Genomic DNA, 25,349 nt, shown 5'->3' with positions numbered 1-25,349 from the left:
ACCAACGGCGGTGTCCCTGTGCTCGCAGTGCAGTGGCATCGTCCGATGTGTCTCCGTCGGGATACGGAGCACACCGAGAAACGCCCCTGGTGACAACCAGGGGCGTTTCCATGTCCTGCGGGTGCCGAGCCAGCCTGCTCCGGCGATGCAGACGGCTCAGGCGGATCGGTCCGAGGCGGCGCCGGAGCCCCGACAGGCTCGGATCCGTTTCGCGACCCTGCGGCCGTCACGGATGGCGCGTACGGCGATCCACAGCGTCTGCGGCCTCGTCAGGAACTGGCGTCTGCCGCCCTGCAACAGGATCTCGCGAGCGACGGCGAGCGTGTGACGCTGCCAGAGCGCCTCATCCTGTTGGTCGAGGCGGAGGGCCGCGAAGACGAGCCGGTTGCGGATGTTGTAGTAGTAGTAGGTGTCCGACTTCGCCTGACCGGATTCGGTGTGGCCGACGGCCTGCGTACCGCCCTCCGCATGGACCGCGGTCACGTCGTCGAGGACGAGGAGCTCGCCGCCGGCGGCGACCACCTGATGGGAGAGGTCGACGTCCTCCCAGTACAGGAAGTACTCGTCGGAGAATCCACCGATGTCCTGCCAGAGCTTCGAACCGATGGCGAGGCAGGCTCCTGTGAGCCACGGCTCGATGCGGTCCGCGGGGACGCCGACCAGCCGCCGGCGTCGTGACCTGATCCGGCCGTCGTCGAGGTACAGGTCACTGCCGTTGGACCACACGCTGCCGTCGGGGCGGAGGATGCGCGGGGCCACCAGCGTGGGTGACGTGGCGCAGGCTGCGAGGAGCCTCGCAGCGGCGTCCGGAAGGAGTTCGGCGTCGGGGTTCAGCATGATGAAGCGGCTGGCGCCCGACTCGATCGCAAGCTCGATTCCGGCGTTGACGCCCGCCCCGAAGCCGAGGTTGGTGGGCGGTTCCACGAGGTACCAGCCCTCCGCGGCCGCCAGGACGTGCAAACGTTCCCGCTCGTCCGGCGTGGACAGGTTGTCGACCACTACCGTGACGAGCCCGGTCGCCGAGCGTGTCAGCTTCGTCAGGTTCGCGGCGAGGAGAGCGCTTGAGCCGTAGTTGACGACGATGACCGCAGCGTCGGCGAACGCCGGGTCGCCGGGCCCGTTCACGCGATGCTCCCGTCATCGGCCGGGCCGGCGGGCTTCGGAGCGGCAGCACTCCCGCGTGATCGCCGAGCCGCCTTGACGAGGATGAGCACCATCTGCAGGTCGCGACGGATGACGGGCAGGAGGAGCGCGAGCAGTGCGTACGCCGCGATGACGGCCGCCGCCGCGCAGACGATCTGGACGAGCCAGCCGCCGTCGACGGTGAGCAGTGTCGCTCCGTAGCCGGTGACGCCGGCGATGATCGCCACTGCCGAGATGCGCATGACGCCGAGCAGGAGTTTCCTGATCGGGATCGGTGTCGCGCCGTTCAGCCACCAGAGCGACAGCGGCCAGGACAGGACGGGCTCGAGCGCGAAGCCGGCGGCGACGCCGACCACACCCCAGTTGGAGCCGATGAGGACGAAGACGATCTTCATGGACGCGCTCATGAGCGTGAACCGGAAGAGTCTGGCGGTCAGGCCACGGGAGATGTAGACCCAGTAGCCGACGAGCGCCAACGTCTGGAACGCGCCGGCGATGGTCAGGAAGCGCAGCACCGGCGCCACCTCGAGCCAGCGTTCGCCGAGGAAGAGGGCGACGATGGGGTCTGCGGCCGCCGCGACGATGCTCAGCCCGGCGACGAGTGTGTACCCCAGAGCGATCTGGCCGCGGACGATGTAGCCGTCCACCCGCGCCCGTTCGTCCTGGATGCGGGACAGCACCGGGATCGCGACCATCGTGATCGGCGAACGCAGCTGGTTCAACGGGTTCATCAGCAGCTGGAAGCCCCGGCTGTAGATGCCGAGCGGAGCGGCGCCCAGGCGCAGGCCGATCACGAAGGAGTCGGTGTTGTTGGCCGCGTAGTTGACGAGCTGCGTGGCGACCATGTTCCAGCCGAAACGGTAGAAGCCGGCCATGTCGACACCGCGTTTCGGGAGTCGGGGCAGCCAGTGCGAGGTGACGAGCACGAGCACGAGCGTCGTCGCCGACATCGTGACCATCTGCATCGCGAGCGCCCAGTATCCTGCGCCCAGGACGGCGAAGACGATGGCGACGACGAGCGCGATCACGGAGGCGAGGATGTCGACGATCGCGAGCGTCCCGAAACGGAGTGCGCGGCTGAGGCTCGCGCGATGCTGCGTCGCCACGCCGTTGAGGACGAACGCGACCCCCATGAACTGTGCGAGGGGGATCAGTTCCGGCTTACCGTACAGGGCGGCGATCAGGTAGGCGAGGCCGAAGATGATCGCACCGAGAGCGAGCCCGATGGCCGAGTTCGCCCAGAACAGGACGTCCCGCTGGCGGGTACTGAGCGTTTTCGCCTGGATCGCGGCGTTGGAGAGGCCGAAGTCGCGGAAGATCTCAGACACCCCGACGACCGCCATCACCATGGCGAACAGGCCGTAGTCGTGTGGCGTGAGGAAGCGGGCGAGGACCACGACGGACCCAACCTGGACCAGGATCCTCGTCAGCTGACCCGCCATCGTGACCGCGGCGCCACGTGCGGCCCGGCGACCGAAGTCGCCGCCCGTGGTCTCGCTGGCGGTCTCGGTGCTCATCGGTGTGCCATCCGTGTGACTCCCGTCATGGGGGCGTCGGACGCCCGGTGCGAAGCAATAGTCTGGTGGTCGATCGACGGCTCGGCCGCGGAGAGGGAGTATATGCACGCGGAGAGCCCTGAAGCCGGACGCACCGCCGCCGACACCGGAGCGGGAGCTGCTGCGACCTCACTCGTCGTCGCGATGCTGACCTTCCGCAGGCCCGACGACCTGCGCGTCGCGCTCCCCGCGCTCGTGGAGCAGGCGACGAGCGTCGCCGACCGCTTCCAACGAGTCGAAGTGCTCGTGGTGGACAACGACCCGGCCGAGAGCGCGCGCGAATTCGTCACGTCCTCGCCGCCGCTCGAGTCGGTCGTCGTCACATATCGCTGCGAGTCGGAGAGCGGCATCACCGCGGCACGCAATCGGGCACTCGCGGAGGCGGCGTCGAGCGACCTGTTGGTGTTCATCGACGACGACGAACGCCCGAGTGAGCGCTGGCTCGCGGACCTCGTCGACACGTTCCAGCGCGGTGACGCGGTCGCGGTCGTCGGACCGGTGGTGTCGCGGTTCGAGGTGGAGCCGTCGTCGTGGATCGTCGCCGGCGAGTTCTTCACCCGGCGACGCATGCCGACGGGGACCGCGGTGTCGGTCGCTGCGACGAACAACCTGCTGCTCGACCTGCGTGTGGTGCGCGAGATCGGACTCGCGTTCGACACCGCGTTCGGGCATGCCGGCGGCGAGGACACGATGTTCACGAGGACGCTGCACGCCAACGGCGGGCGACTCGTGTGGTGCGACGAGGCGATCGTGTGGGACATCGTCCCGGCCGCGCGGAGTACCCGGGACTGGGTGGTGCGCCGCGCCTTCAGCAGTGGCAACAGCTGGAGCCAGACGTCGATCGCGCTGGAGGGTTCGACGCGTGGGCGATTCGTCGCGCGGATGCGCTGCATCGCCCGTGGGCTCGTCCGGACCGCCGGGGGCCTGGTGCGCGCACTGCTCGGGGTGGTCTCGGGCTCGCTGCGCCATCGTGCGAAGGGCGTGCGGACGACCGCGAGGGGACTCGGCATGATCGCCGGCGCACTCGGGTACTCGTACGAGGAGTACCGGCGCTCGGAGGGCTGAGCCGGTCGGACCCGCACGAGTGCCGAGATGCGCTCAGATCGCATCGATGCCGCCCGCCGGGCGTGACCGGGAGCTCGCCGCGCGGTAGGCCGCGAGGTGCAGGGCACCCGCGAGGTCCCAGTCGCGCGCGGAGAGGTCGGGGGAGTCGCTGCGCGCGGGGTCCGCGACGACCGCGAGTGCTCGCTCCAGATCGTCGGCGTCGAGCTCACCCTCGTACTGCACGACCCAGCCTGGTCCGACCTCCGCGGCGAGCCGCTCGTTGACGGCGTTCGCCGGGACGAGGACCGGGCGATCGACCGACAGTGCCGCGAGCGCTCCACCCGAGTTGTGCATCTCGCGGTACGGCAGCACGACGAGTTCGCCCTGCCGTGCGACGTCGACGAGCTCGGCGTCGCTCAGGAACTCCAAGCTGAGATCGATGCGGTCATCGGCGATCGCCAGCTCGCGCAGCTCGTCGGCGAGTTCCTCGCTCGACGGCCGACCGGCGACACGCAGGCTCCGCTCCGGACCCTGGAGGCGGGTGAAGGCTCGGAGCAGTCCATCGACGCCCTTGTAGCGGCGAATGAGGCCGAAGTAGCTCAGCCGACCGCTGACGGACGCTCGCTGCGGGAACCTCGCGTACCAGTCTCGATAGTGTCCGTGCGGAATCACCGCACTGCCGATGCCGGCCGGCGGCACGGTCTGCTCGTTCAGGACGATCGCGTAGGCGGTCCGGCGTTCGAAGAGCCAGAGGAGCGCATGCTGGACCCGCGAGATGCCGGTCGGGCGGTGCAGGTTGTGCAGCGTGCGGACGATCGGCGTCCTCGTGAGTGCGAGCTTCGCGAGGAGGACGAGCGTGAGCGCCTGACGCACCGCGCGCTTGGGTGCGGAGCCCCCGGAGACGAGGATCTCGGGCCAGTGGGCGTGGAACACGTCGTAGCGGCCGAGGATGGCGCCGCGCCAGGAGAAGGTGCGCACGGCGAGCCCAGGGGTCGTGGCGAGGTGGTCCCGCAGCATGACGATGTACGGGTTGGTGGTCGGGCGTGGTTCGGGGAACGACTGCTGGACCGTGATGGCGCGCGCGTGTGTCACGAGGAGGACCTCCGGGAGGGATCGGGTGGATCGCGTCGAGCGGGCATGGCGTGGCGTCTGACGGGTTTCGGGGCGCCGCTGACGAACCGAGGCGCCGCGTAGAGCACGGAGAAGGGGGTCCGCATGGCCGCGGCGCTGACGGCGAGCGAGCCGGCGATCGCCAGCACGGCGAGCGCCGGCGGCAGCGCGGGAGCCAGGGGCGAGAACGGGATGACCCGCGCCAGCAGTGCGAGGGCGCACGACATGACGATGATGAGCGGCGTGTGCGTCAGGTAGACCGGGAGGGTGTTCGACCCGATCGCCACGAGTCGGGGGATCCGCGCCAGCCAGCGGCTCACGGTCACCCCGGTCACGACGCCGAGCACGCAGTTCACGAAGTAGAGCCCGGGCACCCAGCGCAGCCCGTACACGGCGACGACGGCCGAGACCCCGACCCACGCGATCATGAGCGACACCAGCGACGGGCCGACCTTGGTCCGGCTCAGTCGGAACACCGCGTCCTTCAAGTACAGCCCGACGAGGAAGAAGAAGAAGTACTTGATGGAGCCGCTCCACCCGATGTTGGCGGTCTCCCACCCGCTGAGCGCTGCAGCGGAGCAGAGCCCGGCGAGCACGAGCTGCACCCGCCAGTCGACGCGTCGGATGAGCTTCGCGACGACGAAGAAGATCGCGAGAGCCCAGATGAACCACAGTTCGAAGCGCGGGGCGAACGGCGAGAGCAGGAGTTCGCGGATGGTCGCCGGGATGGCGATCGCCTGCCCCTGGACGCTGGTGCCGAGCAGGAACACCACCGAGCCGATCACCTCCCAGACGAGGAAGACCCAGACGAACAGCGACAGCTTCGATCGCCACAGCGACGACCAGGACGCCGTCAACCACTTCCCGGCGAACAAACCGGCGAGCATGAAGAAGAGGGGCATGCGGAGCGAGGACAGCGCTTCGTTCACGGCGCGCCAACCCTCGATCTCGAAGCCGGTGCCGATCAGCCAGCTCGCCGAGTGGTACATGGCGACGAGGCTGATCGCGAGTCCCTTGCCGGCGTCGACCCAGGCGAGCCGTGAGCGCTCCGGTCGCCTCGTCCCCTGCCCGATCCCGTTCATACCGGGAGCCTTCGCGGTCGGGGTGCCTCGGGCCCGGCGATCCGGACATCGCGGTCGGTGTCGACCGAGCGCCGAGGCACGAAGGCGATGGCCAGGAACAGCATCGTCAAGAGCAGCGACGATTCCAGCGGACTGAAGAGGAGGTTCCAGAGCATGCGCACGGTGAGCCAGATCATGAGGGCGCTCGCCGCCCGTCGCGCGAGTCCGTCCCCCAGAGCTCGGAAGGTGAGGACGAAGATCAGGACGGCGATGGCGCAGCCCGCGAGGCCGAACCGGATCCAGAGGTCGCCGATGACCGAATGCACCTCGTACCCGAACCCGAACATGTAGTTCTCGACGTAGCCGTTGTTCGGCTGGTACCCGATCGCCGACATGCCGGTCTTCGCGTTGAGGATGTCCGTGAGCGTCGGCAACGCGCCAGAGCCGAATCCGACGGGGCGGTCGGTCAGCAGCTCGATCGTGGCTGCGGCCTCAGGACGCCCGCCGACGATGAGGTTCCCCGAGGTGTTGATCTGGTCCTGCGTCCGTTCCAGCGCGCGCTCACCGAGGTAGCCGCCGAGGATGACGGCCTGTGTCACCGTGTACACGAGCGCGCCGAGGACGCCGAGACCGAGCAGGGTGCGGATCGTCGACCCACGACGGCCGGGCGTCGACGGACGCAGCTGCCAGACCACGAGCGCGGCCGTCATGACGAGCATGGCGCTACCGGATCTCGCGTCGTTCAATGCGCCGATGAGCCCGATGATCACGATCACGATGAACTCCATGAGTCTGCTGCTCCACCGCCAGGCGAGCGCGAGCAGCAGGACCGTGACCGGCAGTGAGAGCCCGAAGCGCCACACGTTGCTGCTCCCGAGACCGCTCCCCAGGGGGATGCTCGCCACCATCCCCAGACCGAACCAGACGGCGACCGTCGGCGCCCCGAGGACGGTCCTGGCCCACAGCAGCGCCCCGGTGCCCGCGACGAGGCCGAGCAGCATGAAGGAGTTCGCGACGAGCAGGGTCTGCGACGTCGTCTGGCTCGCCGCGGCGAAGGCGGTCAGGAGCGCCCCGCCGACGACCCCCGCGAGGCCGAGGACGACGAACAGACGCGCCTCGCGGAAGCGGCCGAGCACCGGCAGCCAGACCGGAACGAGCAGGAGGACCACGAGGTATCCGAGTTTCAGGCCCTGCGGCAGGGATATCGACAGCGCGAGCACGACCGGCACGGCCGCTGCGGCAGCGCGGTCGAGCCAGGACGCACGGGTCTCCGGCAGCCGGGTCACCGCGGGTGTGAGCAGCGTGCGGCGAACGGGGGCCGGAGTCGTCCCTGCCGTCATGATCGCCCCCTCGTGGCACCCGTCAGCTCGTCGGAGCACCATCGCGGCGGCATCCGCCGGTGCCTGGGCATCCGTCGGGGCTGCGTCGGCCGTCGGAGGCGACGCGCCGGGTAGCGTGACCGTCCGATCCCACGATTCTAGCGAAGCGCCGGTTCTGGAAGAGGCCCCAGTTCACGGGGGTGTTGCCCCCAAAGCGTGGGGTAGGCGGACGACGACGGCCGAGTGGTGCAGCGTCGAGCTGCGCCACCCGGCCGAGGATCACAGGACGTTAAGGTGTCAACAGACTGCCGGTCCTCGCCGGTGCCGCTCCAGGGGTCTGCCCGAAGAGTGCGGCGACGGCGTTCGGCAGCGGGACGGAGATCGCGGCGGACTTCGCGAGTGCCGCGGGCGTCAGCTGATAGCTCGCCGTCGTCACGGCTGTGCCGTCCACGAGCGCCGAACGCTTGTCCTGTCCCGTCGCCTTCGTGAACTCGGCCAGCGTCTTGAAGCTCTTCGGAGTCGCCCCAGCCTGGCCCCAGCGCACCACGAGCGACGGTGCGCTCGCCGACGCGCGCTGGTACAGGTTGCCGTTGAGGGTGAGCTTCATCTGCTCGGCCGTGAACTCCTTCGACTGGTCCTCCACGCAGACCAAGCAACCGCCGGCGGCACCGGAGACCACATTGTTCGACACCGTGATGTTCCGCACCAGCCACGGCACCGTCATGTCCGGTTGTGGCTGGCGTCGGTCGTGCCCGGCCTGGCTCAGGTTCGTCTGACGGCGGGTGTCCTGCGTGATCTGCAGGGCCGTCAGGGTGTTGCCGGTGAGGGTGTTGTTCCAGATCTGCACGTTCCCGGTGCTCCCGATCCAGAGACCGTATCGGGCGTTCCCGGCGATGATGTTGTTCGCGACGGTGATCGTGTCGGAGATCTCGAGGATGAGGCCGCTCGCGCCGTTCCCGGTCACCCGGTTGCCGACGACCTTCGCGTTGTAGACCGACTCGTCGAGCCAGAGCCCGACCGAGGTGTTGTCCTGGAAATCGCTGTTGATGAACGACACCGTACGGGAGCGGCTGATCTTGAAGCCGCCCGAGGCGGGGGTGCGCTTGAACCGCTCGACGTTGTTCCCGGAGAAGACCGAGTTCTTCACGACGAGGTTGTCGGCGTTGTTGGCGCCGCCGCCCTGCATCCCGTTACCGGTCGAGGTGATGTTCGCGAAGGTGACGCCGCTACCCCAGGTGTGCATCCCGATGGTGGCGTTGTTCTTCACGACGAGGTTCTCGAAGGTGATCGAGTTCGCCTGCGCGGTGATCGCGCCCATCTGGTACACCGAGTTGCCGTAGTTGCGGACGCCAATGCCTCGCACGATGCTGCCGACGCTCTTCACGGCGAGTGCGGTCTGACGCTTGGTCACGTCGACGGTCTTCCCGGTCGGGTCGCTGCCGAGGACGACCCGCTTGCCCGCATCGTCGACGTAGAAGGTGCCCGCGGTGACCGCCTTCTCCGAAGCGACCTCCTTCTGCGCGGTCCCGTTGACCCAGACCTGCTCGGGGTGCGCCGCCATGGGGTAAGCCGGATCGACGAACTTCGTGGATTCTGCGGTGTTGTCCGGAGCACCCTTGGTGAAGGTCGGGCCCGAATCGAAGTTGGTGGAGATCCCGCCGACGGCCCAGCCCGTCGTGCTCTTCTTCCAGCCGGTGACCGTGTCGCTTCCGTCGAGCCAGACGGCCTCGTTCGGATACGCCTCGATCGTGACCTTCTTGGCGCCGGAAACGCTGACGCTCTCCCGGTAGATCCCGGCGCGCAGGACGAGCGTCGACCCCGACGGAGCCGTCGCGACCGCGTAGGCGAGCGAGGTGTAGGGCGACGCCAGCGTGCCCGTTCCGCTCGTACCGTTGCCGGCCTTCACGTACTTCGCTCCGGACGGGATCGGATACGCCGTGGTGCCGACCGGCGCCGAACCGCGCCCTGCAGACGCGACAGGGACCTCGGTGGTCGGTGCCGCGGGATCGACGGGTGCTGGCACCGTTGGTGTCGTGGGAGCGGGTTCTGCAGGATCCGGCGTGGGGGTGGTCGGAGTGGCCGGTTCCGGATCCGTATCGTTGGTTCCCGGGATGAGGGCGACCGCGTTGAGAGCGGTCACGGTGAGGCTCGCGGGCGCGGCGGTCGCACTGGACAGGTAGCTCCAGACCCCGATGCCACCCTTCGTGATGCGCTGGTCGCTCTGGTCGTCGACGACCCGCTGCCAGCTCGGTGTCGCGGCCCCGAGCGACCAGGCCCGAGCCGCCACGCGGACGGTCGTGTCGCCGTGCACGCGGACGTCCAGGTTGATGGTGGAGCCGGCCTGCAGAGCGGATGCGACGAGGACCTCGTCTTGAAGCCGGGACTGCTTCGACGCGGACCCGTCGACACGCGAGATGCCGAGGAACGCGGATCCGTTCGGTGCGATGCGCAAGGTGCCCTGGTAGTAACTGGCTCCGTCCGACCGCAGCTGGAGGCCGACCGAGACACCGTTTCCGCCTCTGGGCAGCGCGGGGACGACGACGGTCGTGCTCGCTTGGGCGTCGCCGGTCTGCACGCCGGTCAGGACGGCCTGGCGCGCGGTGGCAGCGGTGTCGAAGGAGATGACACCGGCCCCGGAGGACACCGACAGGCCTTTGCCCGAGGTGGTGTACTTGCCACCCAGTTCGGCTGCGCCGAACCCGCTGGCAGCATCTCGTTTGAAGGTGTCGGTCACGATCGGAGCGCCGTGCTCCCAACCGGTCGAGGCGGCGGCGCTCGCCGGGGCTGTGGCCGTGAACGAGGTCAGCAACAGGGCACCGGCGGCGAGGCCGGTGGCGAGGACGGAGCCGAGGCGCTTGACGCTGCGACGTGCGGCAGTCGGGGCTGCTCGGTCAGCGGTGGTCGTTCGATTCGGTGTCCGGGGCACCTTGGGTGCTTCGGATGTGGGGAGAGCGGAAATCAAGAAGGGGTTCCTCACGGAGTTCGGGGGAGCCCGATCCTTCGACGCGGGGTGGGGGCGAGGGCGATGCAACTGCGTCGAACGGAGCGGACTCGGCCCGTGATGGGCCGTTTCGGTCGGGTGGCGCTGTAGTGCTGTTGACGGATGGTACATCAAGGATCTGTGACGGGTCCATGTTTCCGAGCCGCTGGTCTGAGGTGGTCGTCCAGCTCCGCACCGGAACCGTGAAGATGCCTGGGACGGATCGCAAGATCCGGTGAACGCCTAGGGCGACAAGGATTGCAGCTGTCGTCAGCGTCGGGGGCAGTGCCACGGTGACCCAGCTCGGCAGGCTTGCGGCGACCGGGTGCAAGGCGCCGGCCAATGCAATCATAGGAAACGTATGTACGAGGTAGATCGGGAGGGTCCTGGTGCCGAGGTAGGCCAGGAAGGCACCCGCGCGCACGCGGGACAACACCACCGCGAGCGCGATGCCGGTGGCGGTGGCCACGAGTCCGGCTCCGAGCAGCACGAAGGGAGCGAATCGCCACTCGGTGCGGAGGACGAAGGCGACGATGCCTCCGTAGATCACGACGAGTACGAACAGATGTCCGAGCCGAAGCCGCGGAGCGAGCCGCCGGATGATCGGTGCCGCGTGCGCGGCGAGGAGGAAGAAGCAGAAGTAACGCCCCGCCTTCTCCCACGGGACACCGAGCGAGGAGAAGATCCCGGTGCCGAACGCACCGGAGACGATCGCGGCGATCGCCAGTTGCAGCAGCCGCGGCCAGCTGCGCATGAGCCAGGTGATCATGAAGTAGATCGGCAGTGCGTAGATGAACCAGAGGTTGGGGTGCGGCTGGACGAGGATCGAGGCGAAGGACCACCAACTCACCGGGTCCGGTGCGTCGTTCAAGGGGGGCATCACTGCGCCGTACGCGGTCTGCACGGTGCTCCACACCACGTAGAGGTACAGCAGCAAGACCAGACGCTTGCGGAACAGATCCCCGAAGGATCGGGCGAGCGCCGAGGGCGCCAGCAGCCCGGATACGAAGAAGAACAGCGGCATCCGGAAGGTGTCGAGCGGAGTGCTCGCGAGCGCCCATGGACCGGCGATCCCGGCGACGCCGAGGTACATGACTGCGTGGAACAGGACCACGAGGATGATCGCGATCCCGCGTGCGGAATCGATCCAGGTTTCTCGGGAACCGGCGTCCTCAGCCGAACCCGGCCGCGCGTGTCGGGCGGTCGCGGACATGGGGTTACCGGTCTCCGGCGGTCTCGGGGGTCGGCTCCGAGGCCCCGGTCGTGACCGCTCGCCGGCGCGGGCGGAGCGCACGGCCGCTCTGGCGGGGTCGGGCGTTCTCGTCATCGGTGTAGTAGGTGGTCCGCTCATGGTGCCGGACGTCGTTCGCCACGACACCGAGCACGCGCGCGCCGACGGAGTCGAGGTTGGACAGCGCCTTCTGGAGCTGCTGCCGCTTCGTCCGACGCTCCCGGACGACGACGATCGCACCGTCGGTCTCGTGGACGAGCCAGAGGGGGTCTGTCACCGGGATGACCGGGGACGTGTCGATGACCACGAAGTCGTACTGTGCCTTCAACGCCTCGAGGGTGCCGCGCATCGTGTCCGAGGCGAGGAGCTGGTTCGGGTTCGGTGGGACGGCGCCCGCGACGAGTATGTCCAGGCCGGGGACACCCCAGGGCTGGACCGCCTCGTCGAGCGAGGAGTCGCCCAGGAGGACACTGGTGAGACCGACCGATCCCTCGAGGCCGGTGTAGTCGGCGATCGAAGGGTTCCGGAGGTCGCCGTCGACCAGGATGACACTCCCGCTCGATTCCGCGAGTGACATCGCGAGCCCGACCGACACGGAGCTCTTCCCCTCGCCAGGCAGTGCGGAGGTGACCACCACGGAGGCGACCGGCTTGTCGACGTCGGCGAAGGCGAGGCTCATGCACAGTGACCGGAACGCCTCGGCGGTGACGCCGTTCGGGCTGGAGCGGACCACCTGGGCGATGCGTCGCTCGCGTGAGGTGCGGCCGATCTCCGCGAGGAGGGGCAGGTCGGTGACGAGGTCGATGTCGGTGTTGCTCCGGATCCGGGTGTCCACGAGCTCGCGGAGGACCGCCCAAGCGAGGCCGAGCAGGACACCGACTGCGGCGCCGAGACCGGTGATCAGCCGCACGTCCGGGGAGACCGGGTTCACCGGCGCCGAGGCCGGCGAGATGATGGTCAGCTGGACCGAGGCCGCCTGCGCGGCGTCCTTGGGGGAGATGTTCGCGACGGCGTCCGACAGCGACTTGGCGATGCCGTCTGCGATCGCCCTGGCGAGCTCGGGATCGGAGTTCACCACGGAGATGTCGACGACGACCGTGTTGAGCGGGGTGTCGGCCGTGACCGTGCGGGCGAGCTGGGCGACGCTCAGGTCGAGGTCGAGGTCGTTGATGACCGGCTGCAGCACGTAGGGCGACTTCGCGATCAGCGCGTAGGACTGCACGAGGTTCTGCACGTAGGTCGACCCCTGCACCAGTTCGCTCGTGGACTCACCGTAGGCGGCCGAGGCGTAGGCACTGCTCGTCGAGCGGTACATGCTCGGCATGGACTGGGCGTAGACGTACCCACCGGCTGCACCGAGAAGCGCCAGGATGAGGATGACGGCCCACTGCTTGCGGATCGCGCCGAGGTAGTCGTGAACGGTCACGTCAGTGCCCTTCTGCCGGCACCGGGCCGGGATTGTACTGCGGGAGGGCCGGTACGGCCGTCCCGGCGGTCCCACTATCATGTGGGGAGGACGAGGGGAGCAGGGATCTGGACGAGCATCGTGACCAGACACTGCTGGTGGTGTGCGCGGCGAACATCTGCCGGTCGCCACTTGCGGCGTTCCAGTTGGGACGCCGGTTGAGCGGTCTCGCCGAATTCGACCAGGTCATCGTCGAGAGCGCCGGGGTGACGGCGCGGACCGGCTCGGAGATCTGCGAGCGGGTGAGGCGGCTCGAGCGCGGCACCGGCTTCGCGGCGTTCGCCGATGCCCACCGCTCACGGCCGATCACCGAGGCGATCATCGACCACGCATCGCTGATCCTCACGGCGTCGACGGCCGAGCGGTCAGCGATCGCCACGCTCGCACCCGCTGCCCGGTCCCGGACGTTCACCCTACGGGAGGCGGCGGCTCTGGCCGTCGTGCCCGGATTCGCAGACGAGGACGGGATCGAGCTGGAGGGTGTGCTCGACCGCTTCGCGGCAGTCATCCACGGGCGCCGCGGGTTCGTCGCGCCGAGCCGTCGACCAAAGGGCCTCCGACGGTTCGGACGGGCTGCGGCGCCGACGGACCCGTTCGACATCGCCGACGGCCACCTCGCGGGGGCGGCAGCCCACGACCGCACCATCGCGCAGGTCGGTGAGGTCGCCGGGCTGCTCGCCGACGCGTTGCCGAGGACGGCACCGCGCGACGTGGCCTGACCACCCGCCGCTGCCAGGAGGCCCTGCGCTGGAAGCAGGACGCTACGCATCGACCCGCTCCGCCCCACGAGGCCGGAGCGGAAGCCCGTCCACCGACTCGATGATGCGGTCCTGATAGGCCCTGACCGAATGGCGGTCGGCCGCGATGCGCTCGTCGTCGAGCGCTGCCGCGGACCGGGCAGCCCAGTCGGACTGGATCTCGGCGAGCGCGTCGGCGATCGCGACGGCGTCTCCGGGGGTCACGAAACTCGCTGCGCGGTAGCCGGCGGCGGCCTCGCGGAGCCCGGAGGTGTCGCTCACCACGACCGGCCGTGCGGCGAGGATGCTCTCGACGGCGGTGTTCCCGAACGGCTCGTCGAGCCGGGAGGGCACGACCAGCACGTCGCTGGCGGCGAGTGCAGGCCACGGGGTCGGCTGGAAGCCGAGGAGCGTGACGCGGTCCGTCAGGTCCCGCGCGGTGATCGAGGCGCGCAGCTCGTCCTCGAACCACTCGTAGCCGGGGTAGACCGCGCCGACGATGTCGGCTCGCGCGTCGATCCCACGGCGGTTGAGTTCGTCGACGGCCTCGATGACGAGGTCCGGCCCCTTCCGCGGTGACAGGCGTCCGACGAAGAGCACGCGAAGTTCGTCGAGGACGTCCGTCCGAGGAGCCGTGACCTCGGACGGCCCGGGGACCCCGTTGAGGACGACGGTCGTGCGGGCGGCGAGTCGAGCGTACGAACGCTCGAGGGTCTTGGCGCTGTACGAGCTGTTGGCGATCAGACGATCGGCGAACAGCAGGGGGAACGCGAGGGCGCGCATCACGATCGGCTTCGCCGAGCCCTCCGCCTCGTGCACGTGCACGACGGACGGGAGGCGGCGCAGCCGCGCGAGCGCCGTCCACAGCGGGATCGTGATGGTGTTGGTCCACACGAGGTCGGGCTGCACCTCGCGCATGAGGCGACCGCCCGCCCGGAGCCCACGGACGGTCTGCGACACGAGCTCGCCGAACCCGCGCGGCGTGAGCAGCCGCTTGCGCAGCACGAGGGTCGGCACGATGCGCACCTGCGCCCCCCGCTCGACGAGCAGCGGACTCAGCGGCCCGTCTGCGGGCATGGTCACCACCACGTCGGCCCCGTCGCGGACGAACGCCTCGACCGTCTCCAGGAACACGCGGTCGGAACCGTACAGGTCCGCGCTCGGGTGAGCGAGCAGCAACGTCCTCCGTCCGGCCGACTCGGGCCGTCCAGACCCCCCAAGGTCGTTCATCGTCCGATCAACTCAGCAGCTCGGAGACGGGGTCTGCACCCAGGCGGTCCATGTCGCGGAACCACTTGACGGAGGCGAGGAGCAGGTGGCCGGTGTTCGCGACGAACATCAGCGTGTACACGGCGAAGAAGAGGACGGGCGCGCCGAGCAGCAGGAACACCAGGCAGAGGAAGCCGTAGTCCGTCGGGATCACGAGGAGCGAGCGGAGCGGAGAGCTCTTCCGTGCGTCCGCAGCGGGCTTGAACCCGTAGGCGGCCTTCAGCTGGTCGTTCAGGATCATCGCGAAGAACGACACCGCCGCGACCACCGTGTACCCCATGGGGATGAGGTAGAGCGCCGGGTCGGTGAACTCGAAGTGGCGGAAGACCATGATCAGCACGGCGAGGTGCAGGGTCGAGATCTTCGTCGCGTCGATGACGTGGTCGAGCCACTCGCCGCTGGCGGAGCCGCCACCGCGCAGTCGGGCGACCTGACCGTCGGCCGAGTCGAAGGCGTAGCCGATCGCCAGCGCGAGCCAGACGGCGACGCCGGTCCACCACTCCGGCGGGAGGATGGCCAGCATTGCGATGCCCGAGAAGGTGAAGACCGCGCTGATGGCCGTGACGAGGTTCGGGGTGAGCCCGACCTTGTAGGCGCCGGCCGCGAGATAGCGTCCGGCCTTGCGGTTCACGTAGATGGAGTACGCCGGGGCCCCCGGAGCGCGCTTCTTCTGGGCGCCGGCCAGGCGGGCGACGATCTCGGTGTAGGACTCGGTGGTCGAACGGGTGTCGGCAGTGATTCGGGTCATGCCAAGCCTCCGGTGCTCTCGGTGATGCGTGTCGGGTGGATGCCGGCGACGGGTTTCGGGTTCCAGTCGATCGGCAGACGGTTGAACCGTCCGGTGCCGTGGATGGTCGCGCCGTCGGCCAGGCGGAGGGCGAGTGCCTCGTAGCCGTCGGCGATGGTGTCCCAGCGGTACACCTCGCCGGCGCGTGCCTGGAGCGCTGCTCCGAGGGCTGCCGTGCCCGCCTCGTCCAGCTCGGCCTGTTCGATGAGCCGGGCGACCTCGTCCGCCGTGGCGAAGAAGGAACCGGTGCTCCCGACGACCTCGTGGTTGAAGACCGAGTCGAAGCCGATGACGGCCGTTCCGGCACCCATGGCGCGGAGCAGCGAGGGGTTCGTCCCGCCGACCGAGTGGCCGTGGACGTAGGTGAGTGCGCCGGCGTACAGCTGGTCGAGGAGCTCCTGGTCCCAGACGCCGCCCAGCAGGTGCACGCGCGGATCGCTCGCGGCAAGGGCGGCGATGCGCTCGCTGTGTTCGGCGCCGTACGGTGCCGAGCCGACGACGACCAGCGGGTGGCGCGCGGCGCTGCGGATGAAGCCCTCGACGATGAGGTCGACGTGGTTCTCCGGCTCGAAGCGGGCGACCACGAGGTGGAAGGCACCGGCCTCGACGCCCGCACCGGAGCCCAGCAGGTCCGTGCGCGGCTGCTCGAGGATCTTCGCGCCGTAGGTGAGCAGTTCCGTCGGCACACCGAACTGCTGCTCGTAGTAGTCGGCGATGCCGGCCGCGTCGGCGATGAGGGCGTCGGCGGTGCGAACGGAACGTTCCTCGGCCCAGCGGTAGTAGCGCTTGCCGGAACCGCTCCACTTCGCCCGCTTCCATTCGAGGCCGTCGACGTGCACGGCGGTCGGTACGCCCTTGGCACGGATGACGGGGACGAAAGGTGCGTTCGCCGCGTTGAAGACGAAGGCGACGTCGTTGCGGCGGGTGAGCGCCATGTGGAGGACCGACAGGGCGGTGTGGCTGAGGGTCTCGAGGACCTTCTTGCGGACCGCGGGCAGGTGTACGAGGCGCATCCCGAGGTGCTCCGCCGGCTGCTCTGCGGCGGTGCGTCGGCAGTAGACCGTGACATCGTGTCCACGGGCGGCGAGCCTGCTGCCGATCTCCTCGACCGCGGTCTCGAACCCGCCGTAAGCGGCCGGGACGCCTCTCGTCCCGACCATCGCGATCCGGAGCGTGCCGTCGGGGCGTCGGCCGTGGGCGACGGTCTTGCGCCTCGGCGCGCTCATCGGGTGGACGCCGAGGTCGTTCGGACGGCGGGGAGCAGGGTGGGTGACATGGCTGAGTTCGGGTCTCTCATGGTCGTTCGACCGCCGCACCGGGTTCGGGTGGGTGCGATGGTGCTGGTGCCCGGCGCCTCAGGCGTCGGTGTTCGGGTGTCTGGTGCTCGGTCGGGTACCGGTGCACGTCGACGATGCTTCCGCTCGCGAGCGTGCGGAGCGTCCGTCGTCGGGAGATGACGGGACGGAGGCGCGGTCGGCTCGGGTAAGCGTCGCGTGTCTCGTCGCAGCTTCGGGTGCATGCGCGCGAGGGGCTTCATTGACCAGGTGGGGACTCGACGGATTCGGGTGTCGAGAAGCCCACCGGTTCGCGGTGATGGTGACGACTGTATCGAAGTGTTGCCCCCTCTGGAAGGGGATTTGTCCTCTTTTTGCAGGACACCCCTCGCTTTGGGGGCATCACCGACAGCGGCCTCGACATCAGTACGCGCCGACCGGTTTCACGACGACCTTGACGGTCTGCCACATGATCATCAGGTCGCCCGTGATGGACCAGTTCTCGACGTAGTAGAGGTCGAGGCGGACGCTCTCCTCCCACGTCAGGTCGGAGCGCCCGGAGACCTGCCACATGCCGGTGAGGCCCGGCTTGATGTGCAGACGCCGGTGGACGTCCTTCTCGTACTCGGCGACCTCGCTGGCCAGTGGCGGCCGGGGGCCGACGAGACTCATGTCACCGGTGAGGATGTTCCACAGCTGGGGCAACTCGTCGAGGGAGTACTTGCGCAGGATGCGACCGACGCGGGTGACGCGCGGATCGTCCTTCATCTTGAAGAGCACGCCGTTGCCCTCGCTCTGCGCCATGAGGGCGGGCAGCGCGGCCTCGGCGTCGGTGACCATCGACCGGAACTTGAACATCGTGAACCGTTCGCCGTTGCGGCCGACGCGTTCCTGACGGAACAGGACCGGGCCCGGGCTGTCGAGCCTGACGGCGAGGGCGACGAGCGCCAGCACTGGCGAGATGAGGAGGATCCCGAGGCTCGTGAGCCCGACGTCGAGTGCGCGCTTCATGATGTGGTGACCGCCCTCGAACTGCGGGATCTCCACGTGGATGAGCGGCAGCTCCTCCACCGGGCGGAAGTGGATGCGGGGCCCGGCCACGTCGGTGAGACGGGCCGCGAGCACGAGTTCGGTCGCCGTGCCCTCGAGGTCCCATCCGAGGCGACGGACGTAGTCGCTGCCGCCGTCGACGGGCCCGGCGATGATGACCGCGTCGGCGGTGAGGTTCGCGGCGGCCTGGGCGACGCCGTCGATGTGCGCGATGACCGGGACAGAGGTTCCCCGGCTCGAGAACGGCTCGGCCGTCTCCTGGTCGACCACGGCCGCACCGACGACGGTGTAGCTCATGCTGTGCTGCTTGGCGACCTGTTCCAGGACGTACGCGACGTCGTCGCGCTTGCCGACGACGACCGTCCGTGCGGTGTACTCACCGACGCGACGACGGCTGAGCAGCCACCTGCGCCACATCCACCGGGAGGCGAGGAGCGCGAGTGTCCCTGCCGGGAGCGCGAGGATGAAGTACCCCCGGGCGATGTCGATCTTCAGGATGAGGAAGACGATGGCGAGGATGCCGAAGGCGAACGCGCTGGCGTTGACGACGCGCTTGTACTCGGCGACGCCGGAACCGATGATGCGGCTGTCCCGGGTCCTGGTGAAGCTGAGGAAGGCCAGCCAGACGAGCGCGATGACCCCCGACAGCAGGATGTAGAGCTGCTGGGCCTCGGGGCCGACCGGGTCGTCGCCGAACCGCACCACGAAGGCGGCTGAGACGGCGAAGAGCGCGATGACGCTGTCGGTGAGGATGAGCCAGCGACGGTAGCGCTTCGACCACTCGCGCTGCGTCAACGAGGTGACCGCGGCGGGAGACGACTGGGCGCCGAGCGTTGCGGTCCGACGGCGGCGCAGGCCGATGGGGGTCGCGATCGGCGTACTCATCGGGAACGGGCTCTCGTTGAGTTCCGCGCTCACGCGTGCACCCGTCCTTCGGGACGGTGCGCGGGAGTGGCCTCGATCCGCGGGTGCGGACCGGGCTGTCGGGAGGACCGACGGCGGTTCGGGTACGTCGTCATGGGGCTGCTATCCACTTGTGGGTTCGGGTGTGCTTCGGACGCGCGGTGCGCGAGGGCGGTTCGGGCCGCCCGCGGAGAACGCGACGTCGTTCGTGTGCCCACGACCGACCGGTGAAACCGGCCGAGATGAGCGTCCCCCTTGGATATCCCTCAACTGTAGGAAGCGGGGGTCATCGGCGGATCCCCCACTCCAGGGGGGTCGCCGCCCCCAATGCTGGGGGTGTGGAGGTCCTGCCGCGCGTGATTCCGTCGTCATCGGCTGAGATGACGACGGACCTCGTCGGTGGCTCTCGCCACTGCCGGTTGGGGGACAGCACCCACTGCCGACGTCACGCCGGTGGTGGGTGGCGGCTCGGCCGTACGCTCAGCGACTACATTGGTGCCATGGATGGAGCGCGCGCGACCGATGGCGTGATCGCCGACGCCGCCCGTGATCCCATGGCCGATTGGCCCACCGGACGGCTCCTCTCCACGGCCTCGCGACTGATCGAGCACACCTGGCAGCAGGCCCTCGACGGCATCGGTGTCACCCACGCCGGGCTCATCGTGCTGCACCTGCTCGACAGCGGCCCCGCCAGTCAGAAGGAGCTCGCCCGGCGGGCCCGCGTGCAGAACCAGACGATGTCGCGCACGCTCGACCGACTGGAGCGGGCCGGCCACATCGAGCGGATCGCCGCGGCCGACGACCGTCGTCGTCACGTGGTGAGCCGGACGCCCGCAGGCGATGAGGCCTGGCTCGCCGCACACCGGCTCGAGGCCGACGTCTTCCCGGATCTTCCCGACGAGTCGGCGTTGCGGTCGCAGCTGCTCGCGATCATCCGTTCGGGCGAGTCCGCCCGTTGGTCGCCGGAGGACGTCGAACCCGCCTGACCTGCCTGCCGGGCCGCCCTTCCCCGGTCACTGAGCGTGCCCCCGGTCACTGAGCCTGCCCCCGGTCGCTGAGCTTGTCGAAGCGCCCACGGGAACCTTCGTGATGCGCAGGTGTCCGGCCGGGGCTGCCCTTCGACGGGCTCAGGGACCGTTCCGGGTCGGGGTGCACCTCTTCCGGTCGCTGAGCTTGTCGAAGTGCCCACGGGGGACCGTCGTGATGCGAGGGTGTCCGGTCGGGGCTGCCCTTCGACGGGCTCAGGGACCGTTCCGGGTCCGGGTGCACTTCTTCCGGTCGCTGAGCTTGTCGAAGTGCCCACGGGGGACCTTCGTGATGCGAGGGTGTCCGGTCGGGGCTGCCCTTCGACGGGCTCAGGGACCGTTCCGGGTCCGGGTGCACTTCTTCCGGTCGCTGAGCTTGTCGAAGTGCCCACGGGGGACCTTCGTGATGCGAGGGTGTCCGGTCGGGGCTGCCCTTCGACGGGCTCAGGGACCGTGCCGGGTCCGGGTGCACGTCTTCCGGTCGTTGAGCTTGTCGAAGCGCCCACGGGGGACCTTCGTGAAGCGCAGGTGTCCGGTCGGGGCTGCCCTTCGACAGGCTCAGGGACCGTGCCGGGTTCGGGTGCACGTCTTCCGGTCGCTGAGCTTGTCGAAGCGCCCACGGGGGACCTTCGTGATGCGAGGGTGTCCGGCCGGGGCTGCCCGTCGACGGTTCGCTCAGGGCCGGATCTGCGCGCACCCGTGCCCCGTCCGGGGGGATTCGAGCTGGTGCTCCGGGGCGAGAGTGGCTAGTGTGATCAAAGTTTCTATTGTGACTGTTGTGACAGGATGACGGCCGCGACCCGCCGAGGTCGCCGTGATCGTGTCGTCGGACTGGAGAATGATGACCCCCGCACGAACGCCCGGTGCGCAGTACGGCCGCCGCCGTCCCTGGCTGGCGATGGCCCTCTCCGTCGGCGTCGTCACGGCGTCACTCACCGTCGGTGCCCTGCCCGCCCACGCGGACGACTACCCGAGCTGGGCCGACGTCGAAGCGGCCAAGTCGAGTGAGTCCGCGAAGGCCGCCGAGATCACGAACATCACCGCACTCATCACCTCCCTGCAGGAGCAGTCCGACGCCGCGTTCCGCACCGCCCAGATCGCCGCGGAGGCCTATCGTCAAGCACAGGACGCCGTGACCGAGGCGACCGCCCGCGAGTCGGCGCTGCGCGAGCAGGCCGAGGCCGCTGCGGCCGCCGCCAAGGTCTCGAAGCAGCGCGCCGGAGCGCTCATCGCGCAGCTGTCGCGCGGCGGCGGCGGCGACGTCTCGCTCGACCTGGTCCTCGGCGCGGGGAAGTCCGACGACCTGCTGTCCCGCCTGTCCGTCATGGACAAGCTGGGCGAACGGAACGCCGCGAGCTACGCCGAGGCGGTGACCGACCGCAACGCGGCGAGCGGCCTGACCGACCAGGCGGAGGTCGCGAAGACGGAACGCGAGCGCCTCGAGGGCGAAGCGCAGACGAAGTACGACGAGGCGGAGAGCGCCTCGGCGGCGGCATCCGCAGCGGTGGCGGCACAGGAGCAGCAGGCCGACCAGCTGTACGCGCAGCTCGCCTCCTTGAAGAACACCACCGCCGAGACCGAGCGCGGGTACGCGGCCGGGGAGTCCGCTCGCCAGGCGGCGGAAGCGGCTGCAGCGGCGGCGGCAGCCGCGGCCAACACCCCTCCCGCGTCGTCCGGCGGTTCCTCCGGCGGCGGTGGATCGAGCGGCGGTGGCGGCGGTGCGTCCAGCGGCGGCGGAGGCGGCTCGGTCGCACCTCCGAACTCCGCCGGCGTCGAGTCGGCGATCGCCTTCGCGCTCGCCCAGGTCGGCAAGGGCTACCAGCTCGGCGGTTCCGGCCCGAACGTGTGGGACTGCTCGGGGCTCACCCGCGCGGCCTACGGGAGCGGTATCGGGACGCACTCGGCGACGAACCAGTACTACACGATGCAGTCGCAGGGACGCCTCGTGCCCTACAGCCAGAAGCAGCGCGGCGACCTCATCTTCTGGTCGAGCGGCTACGACTACTACCACGTCGCCATCTACCTCGGGAACGGCCAGATCGTGGAGGCGGCCAACGAGCGGGCCGGCACCCGTGTCGGCGGCATCTGGGGATCCGGCGACGTCGCGCCCTACGTCGGTCGCCCGACGGGTTGACCTCATGAGCTCCGCCGAGGTCGACGCCTACCTCGCCTCCCTCACGCACCAGCTGAAGCCGGCGGTCGTGCGGCTGCGCGAGGCGATCATGGCCTCGGACGAGGGCATGTCGGAGCACCTCAAGTGGAAGGCCCCGAGCTTCGTCTACGACGGCGAGGACCGCGTCACCTTCGCTTTGCACCCGGCGAACCGCATCAGGATCATCCTGCATCGGGGCGCGCAGCAGCGGGACGACACCGACGACTTCCGATTCGACGACCCCTCCGGTCTCGTGGTGTGGGCGGCACCGGATCGCGGTGTCGTCACCTTCTCGACCATCGATGCGGCAGCCGACGCTGAGCCCGCCCTGCTCGAACTCATCGGGCGCTGGGTACGGGCCTGACACCCGTCGACGAGCGCGGGAGCACGCGGTCGGCGAGCCGTCGTATGATCGACTGCCGAGCGGGCGACAGCGCACCGACGGACCGGTGGTGAAGGAGGCCTCGTGCGCAGTGCCGTGCTCGGCGTCGTGCTGCTCGTCATCGGGACGATCGCGATCCTCACCGGTGTCCTCCCCGCCCCGGAGGCACTCGGCATCGCCGACCGCGTGTGGCCGATCCTCCTGTTCGTCGTCGCGATCACCGTCGTCGCCGAACTCGCTGCCGACGCCGGCCTGTTCACCCTCGTCGCCTCCCGGCTCGTGCGCTGGGGTCGGGGGAGCACCTGGTTGCTCTGGCTGTTCGTCGTCGCGCTGGCCACGCTCAGCACCGTCTTCCTCTCCCTGGACACCACGGCAGTCCTGCTGACGCCGGTCGTCATCACCCTCGCGCGGCACGCCGGGTTGTCGCCGGTGCCGTTCGCCCTGACGACCGTCTGGCTGGCGTGCACGGCGTCGCTGCTGTTGCCGGTGTCCAACCTCACCAACCTCCTCGCGGAGCACGCGATCGACGAGGCCGCCACGGCGTCCGGTGGCGGCCCGCTCGGCCCCGGCGGATTCGCAGCGCTCATGGTCGTCCCCGCGATCATCGCGGTCGTGGTCCCGTGCGTGGTCCTCGCGATCGTGTACCGCCGTCAGCTCGCCGGTGCCTACACGGTGGACGTGGAAGCGCAGGACGACGACCGGGTGCTGCTGTGGACGTCCGGGCTCGTGGTGCTCGTGCTCCTGCCGCTGCTGGTGTCCGGCATCCCGGTGTGGATGTCGGCGGTCGGTGCGGCGGTGATCCTCGTCGTCGTGTTCCTCATCCGGCGTCCGGCGGCGCTGCGTCCGGCGCTCGTCCCGTGGCAGCTCGTCCTGCTCGCATCAGGACTGTTCCTCGTGGTGGAGGCGGCCCACGCCCTTGGACTCGCACGGGCGCTCGCGTCCATCGCGGGGACCGGCGACTCGCTCCTGGCGCTCCTGCAGCTGGCAGGGGTCGGCATGGCGAGTGCCAACCTCGTCGACAACCTCCCGGCGTACCTCGCCCTCGAGCCGGTGGCCGGCGACCCCGTGCGCTTCGCCGCCCTGCTCATCGGCGTGAACGCCGGCGCGCTCATCACCCCGTGGGCGGCGCTCGCGACGCTGCTCTGGCACGCGCGGCTCACCGCTGCGGACGTCGAATTCGGTTGGGGCCGGTTCATCGCGCTCGGCTTCGTGGTCGCCCCGCTGACGGTCGCCCTTGCCACCGTCGGGCTTTGGCTGGCCCAGGGTGCCGGCGCGATCCTGCCGTGACGTCCTATCGCACTTTTCCCCGGTCCGTGAGCACCCTCCCCGGTCCGTGAGCACCCTCCCCGGTCCCTGAGCACCCTCCCCGGTCCCTGAGCCTGTCGAAGGGCGCTCTCCCTCAGTGCTCGTGCCGTGCGTCCGCCGCCCGCCGTCGCTCCAGCAGCTCCGTGACGATCCGGTCGATGAGGTCGAAGGGGATCGGCCGGCTGAACGGGAACTGCAGCGTGTCCTTCGCGGCCCGGTAGTCGGCGACGGCGTTCTGGAGGGGGCCGTCGAACGGCGGGATCGAGTAGAGGGCGATGTGGTGTTTCCAGGCACCGAGGTAGAGCAGGTAGCGGTCGTCGAGCATGAACGTCGGCATGCCGTAGCGGATGGCCTCGGTGACTCCTGGCACGATGCGGTGGACGCGGAGTCGGATCTCCTCGATGGCGTCCGCGGCGTCGGTGGGTTGCGCGGCGAGGTAGTCGTCGATCGTGGTGGGTGCACCCGGCATGTCTCTCCTCGTCGGAACGGAGACGGCACGGGAGCCGCTGCCCCCGTGCCGTCATCGTCCCATGTCCGCGTCTCGCGCGACAGTGGTGGTTCTACCGCTTCGCGAGGGCGCGGCGCACGTCCTCCTGGACGAGGTCGGCGTTCATGATCGCACCGGCCATCGATCCGGCGGCCGCGGCCTGCAGGACCTGGGTGCGCAGGTTGGTGACGTCTCCGGCCGCCCAGACACCCGGAACCGAGGTGGCGCCCAGCTCGTCGACGCCGATCGCATCGCCGAATTCGGCTCCGCGCGGGTGCGGTCGCGTGTGGAGTCCGAGACCGGCGAACGCCTCGGCGCGTACGCGGTTGACCGGGGCGACGGCCAGCGCCTCGACGGGGACGGTGCGGCCGTCGTCCAGGCGCACACCGACGAGCCGGTCGTCGGCGATCTCGAGCCGCTCCACGATGCCGTCGACCACGTCGATGCCCCGCGCCGCGAACGCCGCCTCCTGCTCCGCCGTGAAAACACCCGCGGTGTTGCGGAGCACGACGACCCGGTCGCTCAGCTGCCGGAACAGTTGCGCCTGGTGGGCTGCGGCCTCCGCGTTCGTGCCGAGGACACCGATCACGCGGTCCTGGACCTCCCAGCCGTGGCAGTAGGGGCAGTGGAGGGCGTCGCGGCCGAACCGCTCCCAGAGGCCGGGGATCGGCGGGAGCTCGTCGGAGGTGCCGGTGGCGATGAGGAGGCGGCGGCCTCGGACGATCGCGCCGTCCGCCGTCGTGAGGGTGAACCCGTCATCGTCGCGCCCGGCATCGACGACCTGACCGTCGACGACGCGGACGCCGTACGACGCCACTTCCGCGCGGCCGAGGCGCAGGAGCTCGCGAGGCGGGGTGCCCTCGCGGGTCAGGAAGCCGTGGACGCCGTCGGCGGGTGCGTTCCGGGGCTCGCCGCCGTCGACCACGATCACGGACCGTCGTGATCGTCCGAGCATGATGGCTGCGCTGAGCCCGGCGGCGCCCCCGCCGACGATGACGGCGTCGACGAGGTCGGTGGTGGTTGCTGGGGTGACGGGAGTGCTCATGGATCGTTCCGTTCGGTCGACGTG

Annotated in this window: 20 protein-coding genes; 6 read left to right on the top strand and 14 right to left on the bottom strand. The window is 69.6% G+C overall.

The features are described 5' to 3' along the window. Nucleotides 1-156: 156 nt before the first annotated feature. Together B9Y95_RS10210 and B9Y95_RS10205 are read right to left on the bottom strand one after the other, a co-directional pair. Entirely contained in the window at nucleotides 157-1,125 is a 969-nt protein-coding gene (locus B9Y95_RS10210; RefSeq protein WP_085511789.1) for a glycosyltransferase family 2 protein, read from the bottom strand. Continuing rightward, nucleotides 1,122-2,660: a lipopolysaccharide biosynthesis protein gene (locus B9Y95_RS10205; protein WP_085511788.1), complete on the bottom strand. Its 1,539-nt coding sequence runs from the start codon at nucleotides 2,658-2,660 to the stop codon at nucleotides 1,122-1,124. Before B9Y95_RS10205 ends, B9Y95_RS10210 begins: the two co-directional genes overlap by 4 nt. A 102-nt stretch (nucleotides 2,661-2,762) precedes the next feature. Here B9Y95_RS10205 and B9Y95_RS10200 point away from each other — a divergent pair, with 102 nt between their 5' ends. Then, nucleotides 2,763-3,764, top strand: a complete 1,002-nt coding sequence (locus B9Y95_RS10200; RefSeq protein ID WP_085511787.1) for a glycosyltransferase family 2 protein — start codon at nucleotides 2,763-2,765, stop codon at nucleotides 3,762-3,764. 33 nt (nucleotides 3,765-3,797) lie between these two features. On the opposite strand, the gene B9Y95_RS10195 is transcribed toward B9Y95_RS10200, so the two are convergent. From B9Y95_RS10195 to B9Y95_RS10170, 6 genes are all read right to left on the bottom strand, one after another. Beyond that, entirely contained in the window at nucleotides 3,798-4,835 is a 1,038-nt protein-coding gene (locus B9Y95_RS10195) for a glycosyltransferase family protein (RefSeq protein WP_085511786.1), read from the bottom strand. Next, nucleotides 4,832-5,935, bottom strand: coding sequence for an acyltransferase family protein (locus tag B9Y95_RS10190; protein WP_085511785.1), 1,104 nt, complete (start codon nucleotides 5,933-5,935; stop codon nucleotides 4,832-4,834). The genes B9Y95_RS10195 and B9Y95_RS10190 overlap by 4 nt, the downstream gene beginning before the upstream one ends. Continuing rightward, nucleotides 5,932-7,254: a hypothetical protein gene (locus tag B9Y95_RS10185; RefSeq protein ID WP_143736436.1), complete on the bottom strand. Its 1,323-nt coding sequence runs from the start codon at nucleotides 7,252-7,254 to the stop codon at nucleotides 5,932-5,934. The genes B9Y95_RS10190 and B9Y95_RS10185 overlap by 4 nt, the downstream gene beginning before the upstream one ends. A 268-nt stretch (nucleotides 7,255-7,522) precedes the next feature. After that, the gene (locus tag B9Y95_RS10180) at nucleotides 7,523-10,159 is read right to left on the bottom strand and encodes a right-handed parallel beta-helix repeat-containing protein (protein WP_123539683.1); all 2,637 of its coding nucleotides are present in this window, start codon (nucleotides 10,157-10,159) and stop codon (nucleotides 7,523-7,525) included. Further along, on the bottom strand, nucleotides 10,125-11,426 hold the full coding sequence (locus B9Y95_RS10175; protein ID WP_159453383.1) for an acyltransferase family protein: 1,302 nt from the start codon (nucleotides 11,424-11,426) through the stop codon (nucleotides 10,125-10,127). Before B9Y95_RS10175 ends, B9Y95_RS10180 begins: the two co-directional genes overlap by 35 nt. A 4-nt stretch (nucleotides 11,427-11,430) precedes the next feature. Further along, a complete protein-coding gene (locus B9Y95_RS10170) occupies nucleotides 11,431-12,870 on the bottom strand; it encodes a tyrosine-protein kinase domain-containing protein (RefSeq protein ID WP_159453382.1) in 1,440 nt (479 codons plus the stop codon). Nucleotides 12,871-13,010: 140 nt separating this feature from the next. Here B9Y95_RS10170 and B9Y95_RS10165 point away from each other — a divergent pair, with 140 nt between their 5' ends. Then, complete coding sequence (locus tag B9Y95_RS10165) at nucleotides 13,011-13,628, top strand: arsenate reductase/protein-tyrosine-phosphatase family protein (protein ID WP_159453381.1); 618 nt, start codon at nucleotides 13,011-13,013, stop codon at nucleotides 13,626-13,628. A 42-nt stretch (nucleotides 13,629-13,670) separates the two neighbouring features. On the opposite strand, the gene B9Y95_RS10160 is transcribed toward B9Y95_RS10165, so the two are convergent. The 4 genes from B9Y95_RS10160 to B9Y95_RS10145 all read right to left on the bottom strand — a co-directional run bounded on the left by B9Y95_RS10160 (nucleotide 13,671) and on the right by B9Y95_RS10145 (nucleotide 18,944). Then, nucleotides 13,671-14,825 carry a glycosyltransferase gene (locus B9Y95_RS10160; RefSeq protein WP_234994076.1) on the bottom strand — a complete coding sequence of 385 codons (1,155 nt, stop codon included), beginning with the start codon at nucleotides 14,823-14,825 and terminating at the stop codon, nucleotides 13,671-13,673. 58 nt (nucleotides 14,826-14,883) lie between these two features. Continuing rightward, entirely contained in the window at nucleotides 14,884-15,663 is a 780-nt protein-coding gene (locus tag B9Y95_RS10155; protein WP_085511779.1) for a CDP-alcohol phosphatidyltransferase family protein, read from the bottom strand. After that, nucleotides 15,660-16,928 (bottom strand): glycosyltransferase, encoded by a 1,269-nt coding sequence (locus B9Y95_RS10150; protein ID WP_085511778.1) that lies wholly within the window; start codon nucleotides 16,926-16,928, stop codon nucleotides 15,660-15,662. The genes B9Y95_RS10155 and B9Y95_RS10150 overlap by 4 nt, the downstream gene beginning before the upstream one ends. A 471-nt stretch (nucleotides 16,929-17,399) precedes the next feature. After that, nucleotides 17,400-18,944, bottom strand: coding sequence for a sugar transferase (locus B9Y95_RS10145; RefSeq protein ID WP_234994075.1), 1,545 nt, complete (start codon nucleotides 18,942-18,944; stop codon nucleotides 17,400-17,402). 485 nt (nucleotides 18,945-19,429) lie between these two features. Here B9Y95_RS10145 and B9Y95_RS10140 point away from each other — a divergent pair, with 485 nt between their 5' ends. The 4 genes from B9Y95_RS10140 to B9Y95_RS10125 all read left to right on the top strand — a co-directional run bounded on the left by B9Y95_RS10140 (nucleotide 19,430) and on the right by B9Y95_RS10125 (nucleotide 23,775). Further along, entirely contained in the window at nucleotides 19,430-19,915 is a 486-nt protein-coding gene (locus tag B9Y95_RS10140) for a MarR family winged helix-turn-helix transcriptional regulator (RefSeq protein ID WP_200811388.1), read from the top strand. Between the two features lie 880 nt (nucleotides 19,916-20,795). Continuing rightward, nucleotides 20,796-22,088, top strand: coding sequence for a C40 family peptidase (locus B9Y95_RS10135; RefSeq protein WP_085511777.1), 1,293 nt, complete (start codon nucleotides 20,796-20,798; stop codon nucleotides 22,086-22,088). Between the two features lie 4 nt (nucleotides 22,089-22,092). Then, nucleotides 22,093-22,470, top strand: a complete 378-nt coding sequence (locus tag B9Y95_RS10130; protein ID WP_085511776.1) for a DUF1801 domain-containing protein — start codon at nucleotides 22,093-22,095, stop codon at nucleotides 22,468-22,470. A 102-nt stretch (nucleotides 22,471-22,572) separates the two neighbouring features. Further along, nucleotides 22,573-23,775 (top strand): SLC13 family permease, encoded by a 1,203-nt coding sequence (locus tag B9Y95_RS10125; RefSeq protein ID WP_085511775.1) that lies wholly within the window; start codon nucleotides 22,573-22,575, stop codon nucleotides 23,773-23,775. 112 nt (nucleotides 23,776-23,887) lie between these two features. Here B9Y95_RS10125 and B9Y95_RS10120 read toward each other — a convergent pair whose 3' ends face one another. Together B9Y95_RS10120 and B9Y95_RS10115 are read right to left on the bottom strand one after the other, a co-directional pair. Further along, complete coding sequence (locus tag B9Y95_RS10120) at nucleotides 23,888-24,262, bottom strand: iron chaperone (RefSeq protein ID WP_085511774.1); 375 nt, start codon at nucleotides 24,260-24,262, stop codon at nucleotides 23,888-23,890. A gap of 91 nt (nucleotides 24,263-24,353) precedes the next feature. After that, nucleotides 24,354-25,325 carry an NAD(P)/FAD-dependent oxidoreductase gene (locus B9Y95_RS10115; protein WP_085511773.1) on the bottom strand — a complete coding sequence of 324 codons (972 nt, stop codon included), beginning with the start codon at nucleotides 25,323-25,325 and terminating at the stop codon, nucleotides 24,354-24,356. Nucleotides 25,326-25,349 lie beyond the last annotated feature (24 nt).

This window comes from Plantibacter flavus, from assembly GCF_900177615.1.
Lineage (GTDB): Bacteria > Actinomycetota > Actinomycetes > Actinomycetales > Microbacteriaceae > Plantibacter > Plantibacter flavus.
This window is presented reverse-complemented; position numbering and strand designations above follow the sequence as displayed.